We start from the raw sequence: 11,593 nt of genomic DNA, 5'->3' as shown, positions 1-11,593 counted from the left end.
ATCAGCGGGCCGAGGCCGTCGTTGTGGTGGGCGGGGGCGGGGCCGTCCACGGCGTGGTCTTGACCTCGACGCCGGGCGCCGCGCGCTGCAGTCCGTCGACCACCAGCACGTCGCCGGCCTGCAGGCCCGAGCGGACGATCCACTGGTCCCCGGCCTCGCGGTCGGTCTGGATCATGCGGCGCTGGAGCTTGTGCTGCGCATCGACCACATAGACCATCGGCCGGCCACCGCCGTCGCGCACCACCGCCTGCTGCGGCACCGTGAGTGCATCGCTCTTCACGCCCTGCTGGAGCACGGCGCGCACGTACATGCCGGGCAGCAGCACGCCTTGCGGGTTCGGGAAGAGGGCGCGCAGCGTGATGGCGCCGGTCGAGGTGTCGACCGTCACGTCGGAGAACTCCAGCTTGCCTTCCAGCGGGTAGCTGCTGCCGTCCTCCAGCAGCAGCCGCACGCGTGCGGCGCCGGCGGTGCCGGTCTGCAGGTCGCCGCGGGCCATGGCCTGGCGCAGCTGCAGCAGCGCGGCGCTGGACTGCGTCACATCCACGTAGATCGGGTCGAGCTGCTGGATGGTGGCCAGCGCCGTCGACTGGTTGGCGGTGACCAGCGCGCCCGGCGTCACGGACGACTTGCCGATGCGGCCGGAGATCGGCGCCTCGATGCGGGCGTAGGCCAGGTTGATGCGGCTGGTCTCGACATTGGCCTTGGCCGAGGCCACGTCGGCCTCGCCCTGTTCCAGCGCGGCGGCCGCGTCGTCGTAGTCCTGCTGGCTCACGGCCTTGATGGCCACCAGCTCCTTGTAGCGCTGCGCCTTGAGCCGGGTGGTGGTCAGGCTGGCGCGTGCCTTGGCCAGCGCCGCCACGTTGGCGTCGTACTGGGCCTGGTAGGTGGCGGGGTCGATCTGGTAGAGCGTCTCGCCGGCCTTGACGTCGCCGCCCTCGCGGAACTTGCGCGCCTTGACGATGCCCGCCACCTGCGGGCGCACGTCGGCCACCAGCGAGGCGGAGGTGCGGCCCGGCAGCTCCGTGGTGATGGCCAGCCGCTGGGGCTGCAGCGTGATGACGCCCACCTCGGGCATGCCGGCCGCGGGCGGCGGTCCGCCCGGCGGCTTGCCGCAGGCGACCAGCACGCAGGCAGAGGCCAGGGCGACGGCGATGGTCGAGACGAATGTGAGAGAGGGGCGCATCGTTTTTTCCTCCAGGGGAACGCCGCGGGCGGCCGCGGAAACCACGTTTTCAATACCGTACCGTACGGTACTGTTAAAGCCGAAATGTAGTTTGACGCTCGCCGTCCGTCAACCAATAATGAACGGGTGAGTTCGGAAAAGGAGTCCAGTTGAGGGTCAAGACCAAAGCCAAACGAGACATGCTGCTGCTGGCGGCTTCGCAGGTGTTCCGCGAGAAGGGATTCGAGGGCGCGTCCATGGGGGACGTCGCCGCGCGGGCCGCCAGTTCGAAGGCCACGCTGTATGGCTACTTCAGCTCCAAGGAGGAGCTGTTCGTGGCCGTGACGATCGGGGCGGCGGATTCGCTCTTCCACCCGATCTTCGATGCGCTCAGCAAGGAGGACGGCGAGTTCGAGCCGGCGCTGCGCCGCTATGGCGAGAAATTCATCATCGCCTTCTGCTCCCCCGAAGCGACCAAGGCGCAGCGCGCCGTGATCGCCGAGGCCGGCCGCAGCGACGTGGGTCGCCAGTTCTACGAGCAAGGGCCCAAGAAGGGCATGCAGGAGCTGGCGGTCTTCCTGGAGCGGCACATGCAGCGAGGCAGCATGCGTCGCGCCGACCCACTGATCGCCGCCCAGCACCTGACGGCACTGATCGAGTCGGAGACGTTGATGGCCCGGATGCTGGGCTTCGAAGAAGCGTGGACCCGGGCGGAGCTGCGGGCGTATGCGCGGCGTGCCATCGACGCGTTTCTCAACGGCTATGGGTGCACCGAGCGGGCGGCACCGGCTGCACCTGAGGTGTCGGCCGCGCCTGCCGCGCCTGCCGCACCTGCCACACCTGCCACACCTGCCATGTCGCCCGCGCCGGTCACGCCAAGCGCGCGACCGGACGCCCCCGCACCGGCTCCTGCACCGCCGCCGAAGGCCCGGCGTCGCTGAGCCACGCCGGCGCGCCGTGGCGTGCGGACCTGCTCAGTCGAAGGCACCGGGCCGGGCGGCCACGAGCGCCCGGTTGCGTCGCCGGTCGGCCGCGATCTCGCGTGCGAAGTCCTCGGCGCTGCCCCCGGCCGGCAGGTTGTGGGCTTCGCGCAGCCGGCGGCGCAGGGTGTCGTCCTGCAGCAGCAGGTGTTCGACCTCGTGGTTGATGCGCGTCACCACCGGCGCGGGCGTGCCCGTCGGCGCGAACAGGCCGAAGAGCGAGTCGCGGTTGGCCTCGGGGTAGCCCAGCTCGGCCAGCGTGGGCACGCCGGGCAGGGCGTCGATGCGCTGGGGCGCGCCCACGGCCAGGGCCCGCAGCCGGCCCTCGGCGATGTACTGCAGCTGCTGCGCCGCCACGTTGGTCGACAGCACCTCGAACTGGCCGCCCAGCGCATCGGTGAGCTGCGGCCCGCCGCCGTGGTAGGGCACATGCACGATGGCCGCGCCGCTCACGGTGCGCACCTGGGCCAGCACCAGGTGGCCGATGGTGGCGACGCCCGATGTGGCCCACCGCAGTTGGCCGGGAGACCGTCGAGCCTGGGCGACCAGCGCCTCGAAGCCCTGGCCCGTGAAGGCGGGCGTGCCCACCACCAGCACCGGCGTGCGCATCACGCCCACGACGGGCGCGAAGGCGCGCAGCGGGTCGTAGGGCACGCGGCCGATCAGCGGCTGCAGGGTCAGCGGGCTGATGGCCGAGAAGGCCAGCGTGTGGCCGTCTGCCGGAGCGCGGGACAGCAGGCCCAGGCCCACGCTGCCCCCTGCGCCGGCGCGGTTGTCGACCACCACCGGCACGCCCAGCGCCTGCGACAGCGGCTCGGCCAGCGCGCGGGCCATGCCGTCGCTGACGCCGCCGGGCGGGTAGACCACGATGAGGCGCAACGGACGGCGGGGCCAGTCGGGCATGTCGTCCGCCAGGGCGGAACGGGGCGCACCGATGAGGCCGAACGCGCCGGCGACGAAGCCCGCAGCGAAGGCGCGGCGGGGCAGGCCACGGCCGGCATCGGCCGGGCCGCGCTCGTCATCGACTGCGGCGCGGGCATCCTGTGGAGCGGCCGGGCGGACGCTCATGGTGCCGCCTTCTTCGTGCGCCGCGATGCCGCACGCGCGGGCGCTGGCGTCATGGACGGCGTTGCCTCCTGCGCCGCCAGCTCCCGCACCAGTGCCGCGAAGCGCTGTGCTGGCAGGTTGTCCTGGTCCTCGCGCGAGACCAGGGTCAGCGGTGCGTCGAGCGCCGCGGCGTCCGCCAGCGGCAGGTAGGCGATGGCATGGGCATGCACGCCCTCCATCGAAGCAGGCACCACCGACAGCCCGACGCCGGCGGCGACCAGGTTCAGGTTGCTCATCATGCGGTCGACCTCGGCCACCACCCGGGGCCGCAGGCCGCGCGCCAGGGCCAGCGAGAGCAGGTCGGCATAGAGGCCGGGTGCACCGGCCCGGCGCACCAGGATCAGCGGCTCCCCGCACAGCGCGGCCAGCGAGAGGGCGCGGCCCGCCGGTCGCCCGGCCGCCAGCGGATGCTCGATGGGCAGGGCGGCCAGCACCGGCTCGCGCAGCAGGGTCTCGAAGACCAGGCCCGGCGGGGCGGCCACCGGCACGCGCAGCAGGCCGCCATGCAGCCGGCCCGCGGCCAGCGCCTCGGTGAGGTCGGCGGCGTTGTTCTCGCTGATCTTCAGTTCCACGCCGGGGTACTGGCGGCGGAAGGCGCGCAGCGCGTTCGGCACGAAGCGATGCGCCGCCGCAGAGCTGGTGAAGCCCACCGACAGCACGCCCGCCTCGCCGCGGGCCAGCCGGGCCATGCGCGCTTCCATGGCGGCCATGTCCTGCATCAGGCGCTCGGCTTCGGCCTGGAAGGCGCGGCCCGCGTCGGTGAGCGCCACGCCCCGCGGATGGCGGCGGAACAGGGCCATGCCCAGCTGTCGCTCCAGCGCCTTGATCTGCACGGAAAGCGGCGGCTGCTGGATGCCCAGTTGCTCGGCCGCCCGCGTCATGTGGCCGGTCTGGGCGACGGCCAGGAAGTAGCGCAGCGCGCGTGTCTCCATATCTTTTTCGTATCGAAAGTGCCGGATTATTTTATTTGACCCTCATTCAGGCCCTGCCTATCGTGCGCCCGCATCCCTTTCAACCAGAGCGGCCCCGCGTCCGAGCCGCCACCCAGGAGACCGATCACCATGCAGCCCCAGGGCCCCCGCACCGCTTTCCCGCTTCCGTCGCGCCCCCGCACCTGGGGCGCGGCCCTCGGCCTCGGCCTGATGCTGGCCGCCTGCGGGGGCGGTGGTGGCGGTGGGGGCGGGTTCGCCTTCCTGCCGTCCTCGCCGCCGGCCGCGGCACCGGCGCCGGCGCCGGACGACACGCCACCGCCGGCCAGCCCGCCGCCTGCCGCGCCCACGGTCGACTGCGCGGCGCTGGCCGGCCGCAGCCTGCCCGCCAGCGCGATCGCGCTGCCCACCGGCGGCGCCACGGTCGCCACGGCCGTGGCCATCTCGGCCAGCGATCCGGCCAACACCCTGGGCGACTACTGCCAGGTGCGCGGCAGCATCCAGCCGGTGGATGCCTCGGCCCAGGCCATCCAGTTCGCCGTGAACCTGCCGCTGGCCTGGAACGGCAAGACCATCCAGTTCGGCGGCGGCGGCTTCAACGGCCGGCTGATCGACGGCACCGAGCCCGTGCGCTTCGGCCCGCCCGACCAGGCCGCGCCGCTGGCCATGGGCTATGCCACCTACGGCGACGACTCCGGCCACCAGTCCAGCAGCATCACCGACGGCCGCTTCGCCAGCAACGACGAACAGCTGGCCAACTACGGCGGCCTCACGCTCAAGAAGACCCGCGACGTGGCGCAGGCGCTGGTGCTGGCCTACTACGGCCGCAAGCCGACCCAGGCCTACTTCCTGGGCACCTCCACCGGCGGGCGCGATGCGCTGGCCTACATCCAGCGCTGGCCGGCCGACTACGACGGCGTGATCGCCAACGAGCCCGCCCTCAACTACAGCGGCACGCGGCTGTCGAACGTGGCGGTGGGCCGGGCGCTCTATGCCAACGGCGGCGCGGGCTGGATGAACGTGGCCAAGACGCTGCTGGTGCAGCGCACCGTGCTGCAGGCCTGCGACCGGCTGGACGGCGCGGCCGACAGCATCGTGAGCAACGTGGAAAGCTGCCGCCAGCTCAACAGCGCCATCCTGGCCTCGCTGCGCTGCCCGGGCGGCACGGATACGGGCGACACCTGCCTGTCGGACGCGCAACTGGCCACCGTGCGCACCATCGAGTCGCCGCTGGTCTTCAGCAGCTACACGCTGGCCAATGGCGTCACGCAGGCGGGTGGCTACAACCTGCTCGAGGGCGCCCTGGTGGCCGGCCCGTACACCACGCGCGACCTGGGCACGCGGGCCGTGCCGGGCAATCCGGCCACCTCGGCCGATGCCAACATGTATGTCACCGGCGACCAGTGGGTGAAGTTCTTCGTCACCCGCGATGCGGCCTTCGACACGCTCACCTTCGACCCGCTGGCGCCCGGCGCCTTCACCTCGCGCGTGACCACCGTCTCGGCCCTGACCGACGCGACCGATGCCAACCTGGCGCCCTTCTTCGCGCACGGCGGCAAGCTGATCATGCTGCACGGCCTGGCCGACGAGGTGATCAGCCCCAACTCCACCATCGACTACTACAACCGCGTGGTGGCCACGGTGGGCGCGGCCTCGGCCGCGCAGAGCCTGCGCTTCTACACCGTGCCGGGCATGGGTCACGGCACCGGCGTCTTCATCCCGGGCTGGGATTCGCTGAGCGCGCTGGAGTCCTGGGTGGAGAAGGGCCTGGCGCCCGCCACGCCGGTGGCCATGGACACCGTGGCCGGCAGCTACGGCCGCACTCGGCCGCTGTGCCAGTTCCCGGCCTGGCCCAAGTACCGCGGCAGCGGCAGCCTGGATGCGGCCGTCAACTACAGCTGCGTGACCGAGGTGGGCGACCCGCTGGCCTGCCAGTACCTGCCGGCCTCGGCTACCACCTACCGGGGCGGCAACATGGAGGGCGAGGAGCTGCGGGTGCAGATCGACCCGGCCACGCTGGCCTACACCGTCACCATCGACGCCAGCAGCCAGCGCGCCGTTGGCACGCAGCGCAGCGGCACGCTGGTGCCGCAGGGCCAGTGCAGCTACACGAGCGGGGAGGGCGGGGCACTGTTCACCTTCGCGCCGGGCGGCGTGCTGTCCGGTGGCGTGACGCGGGCGGCGGGCGGCGGCTTCGCATCGCTGGTGGCCTTCCAGACCACCTTCGACAACCGCGCCACGCCCACCGTGTTCAACCCGGTGGCGGCCATCTCCAATGCGGCGGGCGTGCAGCAGGCCGGCAGCGGCGCCGCGGCCAGCTACGCGGGGGCGGTGCGGCTGCGCAACGCGGGCACCTTCCAGTACTGCCGCGACGCCACCACCGGCGGCTTCATGGTCTACGACGCCAACTGCACGCAGACCGAGAAGGGCTACCTCGCCTTCAACACCACGCGTGGCGCCTTCGACGTGTTCACCACCTCGCCCACGGGCGGCGCCACCACCACGGGCGGCACGCTCTCGGGCTCGATGGTGATCGGCCTGGTGGGCGGCGCCGCGGTGCCGCTGCACCTGGTGCGCGATGCCTCGGGCAACGTGGGCATGCGTGTGCATGCCACTCAGCAGAGCCTGGTCGCGGGCACGGCCGATGGCAGCTACATCGCGGCCAGCAGCAATGGCGACAACCGCGATGCGGCCATCGCCGGCACCAGCCTGCAGCTGGGCAGCGCGAGCGCCACGATGGTCTTCGACACGCCCGTGCCGGGCGTGGCCACGGCTGGCACGGGCCGGCCGGGCAAGCTGATCTACAACAGCGGCGTCTTCGCCTTCGTCGCCGACCCGGGCGCGAATGCGGCGCTCGAACTTGGAGTCCGTCACTGATGTCCTGCCCTTCCTTCTTCCGCCCCGCTCTGGTGTTGGCGGCGCTCGGCACCGCGAGCCTGGTCGCTGTGGCCGCCCCTGCTGCGGCACGTCCTGCCGAGGAAGCCGCGATGCGCCCGGCCGCAGCCACGGGCCCCTCGCCCGCCACCTGCCCGAAGGCCGTGCCGCAGGACGCGCGCTGCTACACCGGCGCCGACGGCGCGGGCGCCTTCTACTGGATCGCCATTCCCAAGGACTGGAACCGCGTGCTGGTGATGCATGCCCATGGCGGCCCCGAGACCGGTCCCCCGAAGCTGTCGCGCAGCGAGGAGGACCTGAGCCGCTGGGCCATCACGGTGAAGGCCGGCTATGCCTGGGCCGGCTCCACCTACCGACGCAGCGGCTATGGCGTGACCCTGGCCGCCGAGGACACCGAGCGGCTGCGCCGCATCTTCGTCGCCCGCTTCGGTGAGCCCCGCCGCACGCTGCTGCACGGGCAGAGCTACGGCGGCGGCGTGGCCTCGAAGGCGGCTGAGCTCTATGCGCCTTTGGGTGGTCTCAAGAGCCCCTACGACGGCCTGGTGCTCACCAGCGGCGTGCTGGGCGGCGGCAACACCGCCTACGACTTCCGACTGGACCTGCGGGTGGTCTACCAGTACGTCTGCCGCAACCATCCACTGCCGTCGGAGCCGCAATACCCGCTGTGGCAGGGCCTGCCGCTCGATTCCACGCTGACGCGCCAGCAACTGGCCGAGCGTGTGCGCGACTGCACCGGCGTGGGCCTGCCCGCGGCGCAGCGCACGCCGGCGCAGGCGAGCCATCTCAAAACCATCCTGACCGCAGTGAAGATCCCCGAGCGGGCGCTGGTCGCCCACCTCAACTGGGCCACCTGGCTGTTCCAGGACCTGACGCAGAAGCGCCTGGGCGGCCGCAACCCCTTCGGCAACATCGGCGTGCGCTACGACGCGCCGCCCGGCGAGGCCGAGGCGCTCAACGCGGGCGTGCTGCGCTATGCCGCCGATCCGCAGGCCCAGGGCGCGCTGGCGGCGGACAGCCTGCCCACCGGCCGCACCTCGCTGCCCACGGTGACGATGCATGCCATCCACGACCCCACCGCCTTCGTCGAGCTGGAGGACGCCTACCGCCGCATCCGCACCGCCGCCGGCACCGAGGGCAACCTGGTGCAGACCTTCGCCGACGAGCGCGAGCACAGCTACCTGAGCGATCCGGAATACCCGGCGCTGTTCGATGCCCTGGTCGCGTGGATCGACCGAGGCGAGAAGCCCACGCCCACCGGGCTGGCCGAGGCCTGCCGCCGGCTGGAGCCGCGCTACGGCACGGCCGGCAAGCCGGGCTGCCACCTGCAGCCCGACTGGCGACCCCAGCCCGTCGAGACACGGGTGCCCGCGCGCTGAGTTCTGTGGTCTGCTGCTTGGCGCCGCCGAGCCGGGTCAGGCCCAGCGCGGCGTCCGTGCCTGCTTCCATTGCCAGCGCCGACGGGCTGCGATGGCCGCGACCGAACCGCAGCCGGCGAAGTTGATCAGGGTGATCAGCAGGAAGAGCCCGTCCTTCACCACCAGCACGCCGTACGCGGTGGCCGCCACATGCGACAGCACCCAGGACCCCCAGGTCAGCAGTGACACCGAGCGTGCGCCGTCGCGGCATTTCCACACCGCCAGGATCTGCGGGATGTAGGTGAACACGCGCACGGCATTGGTCAGCAGATAGGCCCAGGCGATGACGCCGACCCAGGTATCGGCCGCGACGGGGATCGACAGGAATTGCATCGGGAAGGTCCTTGGGCGGCGCCGTGGACAGCAGTGGCGGGAAGGCCGCACTCTAGGCAGCCCCGCGGAGCGGGCAAATGCCGCATCCACGCTAGGCCGATGGGCGTAAATCGGTCGCCAGAGGGCGGGCGGGCAGGTGCAGCCGGACCTGGGTGCCGGCCTCGCCATTCCGTACGTCCAGCGTGCCGCCGAGCTGGCGGGCGCGTGCCCGCATGTTGTCGATGCCGCGGCCCGAGGCGAGGGCTGTGCAGTCCGCCCGGTGGGCGGCCGGGACCCGCAACCGCGGGCCTTCGTCCTCGACCTCCAGCAGCAGGGCGCCGTCGGTCTGCCGCAGGGCCACGCGGACGTGCCCGGGACGGGCATGCTTGACCACATTGGTCAGGGCCTCCTGTGCGATGCGCAGGAGCTGCAGCATGGCCTGGGGCGAGCGCAGCACCGGCACCTCCGCTTCGGGCACCTCGATGCGCCAGCTGGGCTGGAAGTGCAACTCCTCGAGCTGGCCCTGCCAACGGAACAGGAAGTTGCCCAGCGCCGTGCGGAAGTCCCCGTCCTCGGGCGCCAGCGCGTCGAGCGCGATGCGCATGTCGGCGATGCAGGCGCGCAGCACCTCGGCCATCTGCGCGTCGTCCATGTCGCCGCGCTCCACCCTCGACAGCGAGGTGAACAGCCGCGAACCGAGGCCGTCGTGGATCTCGCGCATGATGGCTTGCCGCTCCTCGGTGGCCGCGCTGTGGCGCTGCAGGCGCGCCAGGCGTTCGAAGTCGGCGGCGATGCGGCGTTCGCGGTCCGCCACACGGCTTTCCAGGGTCCGGTTGAGGTCTTCCAGCGCATCCATCGCATGGATGAACCGCGCCGTGAGGAGGCTGCCCATGGCCAGCAGCAGGAGGTTGGCCGCGTGATGGAGCAGGAAGATGCGCTGCTCGAACCAGCCGGGCCACAGCGGCGGGCGCGCCTGCGTGCTCCAGCTGATGAAGTAGTCGTGCACGCCGGCCGCCACCGCCAGCAGCATCGCGGCAGGCAGCACGACCGAGGACAGGCGACGCTGGAGGCTCACGGTGCGGATCGCCAGCGCGATCGCGACCAGCCCGATGGGGATGAGCCCGGCGCTCCAGACGCGGTTGACGAGCGGCTCGCTGGCAGGGCTGATCAGCACGCAGGCCGGCCCGATCAACCCGTACGCGAGCAGTCCCCGCCGCGCCCACGGCCAGTCGACGCCGGCAAGCCGCATCGCGAACAGGGCCAGCACCGCGATGAAGCCGCCGGTGGCCGCCAGGTAGAGCGCACGCCAGAGGAGCCATGCCCCCTCGGGCAGGGTCTCGATCACGAAGGTCAGCGTGCGCAGGCCCCACAGCGCCGCGGCCACACCGAACAGGCCATAGAGCACCTCGCTGCGGCGGCGCCACCAGATGACCAGGACGAAGCCGGCCGTCAGCGCACAGACGAAGGCGGTGACCTGCGGCGTGGTGCGCACCCAGAACAGGCGCTGGTCATGGATCGGCAGCAGCGTCTGCGCAGGCCCGACCTGGATCCTGGGAAAGCGATGGACCGCACGCGCGGACGACACCGCGGCGCGTATCTCCAGCTGGTTGGGCGCGTCGCTGCGCAGCAGGCTGGGCGGCAGGCGCAGCAGGTGGGGGCGCTCCCAGCGGACACGGCGTCGGCCGACGGATTCGGCGATCTCCCCTACCTGCGCGCCATTGAGCCAGACCTGGCCGCCGTCGTAGAGATAGGGCAGGTACAGCGCCCAGCCGCCGCTGCCCGTTGTCTCGCCTGCGGGTGGGCCGTCGAATCGGGCACGGTACCAGTAGGCGCCGGGCGGCGTGCCGCCGGGGCGGCCGTCCACGGCATCGGGCAGCGGGGTGTCCCGCCAGCCGGGCGCGTCGTCGGCAGGCGGTGTGCGCCGTGCATCGTCGAGCCGCTGCATCGAGGCGAGCTCCAGTGCATGGACGGCGGACCCGGGAAGGAGGAGGCCGAGCATCAGCCATGCGCCCAGGCCCAGGGCCCGCGCCCAGGGCGTCACAGCAGGCCCAACTGGCCGGCTTCGTAGACGGCCTCGCTGCGCGAATGCACCGCCAGCTTGCGGTAGATGTTCTTCACATGGGCGACCACCGTGTGCGGCGAGATGCCCAGCAACTGCCCGATCTCGTCGAAGGGCAGGCCCTTGGCCGTCAGGCGCAGCAATTCCGTCTCGCGCGGCGTGAGGGGCGTGTCGGGCACGGGCACGCGCGGCGTCTCGGCCGCGTCCTCGACCTCGGGCGCGGCGGGCTTGAGTGCGACGCGGAACCGGGTCAGCACGCGGCGGGCGATGCCGGGGCTGATCGGCGCGCCGCCTTCGTACAGCTCGTGGATGCTGGCCACCACCCGCTCGATCGAGGCGTCCTTGAGCAGATAGCCGGTGGCGCCGGCCTCGATCGACTCCACCACGTGCACGTCGTCGCCGAACATGGTCACCACCAGCACGTCGCAGCCCGGGTGGTGGGTGGCGGCATGCCGGATCACGTCGGCGCCCCGCATGTCCGGCAGGCCGAGGTCGAGCAGCAGCACTGCGGGATGGTGGCGGTCGAGCAGGGCGATGCCCTCCTGGCCGCGCGGGACGGCGCCGACCAGTTCCAGGCGCGGATCGCTCAACACCGCCGCAGAAAAACGACGGAGGAATTCGGGCTCGTCTTCGACGATCAGGACCCGCAGTGGCATCGCATCCTCGGGGCAGGGCTTCGCTGCGAGGATTCTCCGGTGCCGCACCGGACGGGGGCATAGCGCATTGGCGCTATG

Annotated in this window: 9 protein-coding genes; 3 read left to right on the top strand and 6 right to left on the bottom strand. The window is 72.1% G+C overall.

All coding sequences use genetic code 11. The features are described from left to right. Position 1: 1 nt before the first annotated feature. Positions 2 to 1,183, bottom strand: coding sequence for an efflux RND transporter periplasmic adaptor subunit (locus L0984_RS05045; RefSeq protein ID WP_234192629.1), 1,182 nt, complete (start codon positions 1,181 to 1,183; stop codon positions 2 to 4). Between the two features lie 149 nt (positions 1,184 to 1,332). Between L0984_RS05045 and L0984_RS05040 the strand changes: the two genes are divergently transcribed. After that, positions 1,333 to 2,103 (top strand): TetR/AcrR family transcriptional regulator, encoded by a 771-nt coding sequence (locus tag L0984_RS05040; RefSeq protein WP_234192628.1) that lies wholly within the window; start codon positions 1,333 to 1,335, stop codon positions 2,101 to 2,103. Positions 2,104 to 2,136: 33 nt separating this feature from the next. Here the strand turns inward: L0984_RS05040 and L0984_RS05035 are convergent, their stop codons facing one another. Together L0984_RS05035 and L0984_RS05030 are read right to left on the bottom strand one after the other, a co-directional pair. After that, the gene (locus L0984_RS05035) at positions 2,137 to 3,210 is read right to left on the bottom strand and encodes a Bug family tripartite tricarboxylate transporter substrate binding protein (RefSeq protein WP_234192627.1); all 1,074 of its coding nucleotides are present in this window, start codon (positions 3,208 to 3,210) and stop codon (positions 2,137 to 2,139) included. Then, positions 3,207 to 4,181: a LysR family transcriptional regulator gene (locus L0984_RS05030; protein WP_234192626.1), complete on the bottom strand. Its 975-nt coding sequence runs from the start codon at positions 4,179 to 4,181 to the stop codon at positions 3,207 to 3,209. The genes L0984_RS05035 and L0984_RS05030 overlap by 4 nt, the downstream gene beginning before the upstream one ends. 129 nt (positions 4,182 to 4,310) lie before the next feature. On the opposite strand from L0984_RS05030, the gene L0984_RS05025 reads away from it, so the two are divergent. Together L0984_RS05025 and L0984_RS05020 are read left to right on the top strand one after the other, a co-directional pair. Further along, a complete protein-coding gene (locus L0984_RS05025; RefSeq protein ID WP_234192625.1) occupies positions 4,311 to 7,055 on the top strand; it encodes a tannase/feruloyl esterase family alpha/beta hydrolase in 2,745 nt (914 codons plus the stop codon). Next, positions 7,055 to 8,449 carry an alpha/beta hydrolase family protein gene (locus L0984_RS05020; RefSeq protein WP_234192624.1) on the top strand — a complete coding sequence of 465 codons (1,395 nt, stop codon included), beginning with the start codon at positions 7,055 to 7,057 and terminating at the stop codon, positions 8,447 to 8,449. Before L0984_RS05025 ends, L0984_RS05020 begins: the two co-directional genes overlap by 1 nt. Positions 8,450 to 8,485: 36 nt before the next feature. Here L0984_RS05020 and L0984_RS05015 read toward each other — a convergent pair whose 3' ends face one another. The 3 genes from L0984_RS05015 to L0984_RS05005 all read right to left on the bottom strand — a co-directional run bounded on the left by L0984_RS05015 (position 8,486) and on the right by L0984_RS05005 (position 11,515). Then, complete coding sequence (locus L0984_RS05015; RefSeq protein WP_234192623.1) at positions 8,486 to 8,821, bottom strand: hypothetical protein; 336 nt, start codon at positions 8,819 to 8,821, stop codon at positions 8,486 to 8,488. 91 nt (positions 8,822 to 8,912) lie between these two features. Then, positions 8,913 to 10,745, bottom strand: coding sequence for an ATP-binding protein (locus L0984_RS05010; protein ID WP_234192622.1), 1,833 nt, complete (start codon positions 10,743 to 10,745; stop codon positions 8,913 to 8,915). A gap of 92 nt (positions 10,746 to 10,837) precedes the next feature. After that, the gene (locus tag L0984_RS05005; RefSeq protein ID WP_234192621.1) at positions 10,838 to 11,515 is read right to left on the bottom strand and encodes a response regulator; all 678 of its coding nucleotides are present in this window, start codon (positions 11,513 to 11,515) and stop codon (positions 10,838 to 10,840) included. Positions 11,516 to 11,593: the final 78 nt, after the last annotated feature.

The sequence above is a fragment of the Pseudacidovorax sp. NFM-22 genome, from assembly GCF_021401245.1.
Taxonomy (GTDB): domain Bacteria; phylum Pseudomonadota; class Gammaproteobacteria; order Burkholderiales; family Burkholderiaceae_C; genus Xenophilus.
The sequence above is the reverse complement of the archived record's forward strand: the minus strand, read 5'-3'. Positions and strand labels throughout refer to the sequence as shown.

Coding starts and splice junctions, on each gene's coding strand:
- L0984_RS05045 (WP_234192629.1), bottom strand. CDS start 1,183: ATGCGCCCCTCTCTCACATTCGTCTCGACCATCGCCGTCGCCCTGGCC.
- L0984_RS05035 (WP_234192627.1), bottom strand. CDS start 3,210: ATGAGCGTCCGCCCGGCCGCTCCACAGGATGCCCGCGCCGCAGTCGAT.
- L0984_RS05030 (WP_234192626.1), bottom strand. CDS start 4,181: ATGGAGACACGCGCGCTGCGCTACTTCCTGGCCGTCGCCCAGACCGGC.
- L0984_RS05025 (WP_234192625.1), top strand. CDS start 4,311: ATGCAGCCCCAGGGCCCCCGCACCGCTTTCCCGCTTCCGTCGCGCCCC.
- L0984_RS05020 (WP_234192624.1), top strand. CDS start 7,055: ATGTCCTGCCCTTCCTTCTTCCGCCCCGCTCTGGTGTTGGCGGCGCTC.
- L0984_RS05015 (WP_234192623.1), bottom strand. CDS start 8,821: ATGCAATTCCTGTCGATCCCCGTCGCGGCCGATACCTGGGTCGGCGTC.
- L0984_RS05010 (WP_234192622.1), bottom strand. CDS start 10,745: ATGCAGCGGCTCGACGATGCACGGCGCACACCGCCTGCCGACGACGCG.
- L0984_RS05005 (WP_234192621.1), bottom strand. CDS start 11,515: ATGCCACTGCGGGTCCTGATCGTCGAAGACGAGCCCGAATTCCTCCGT.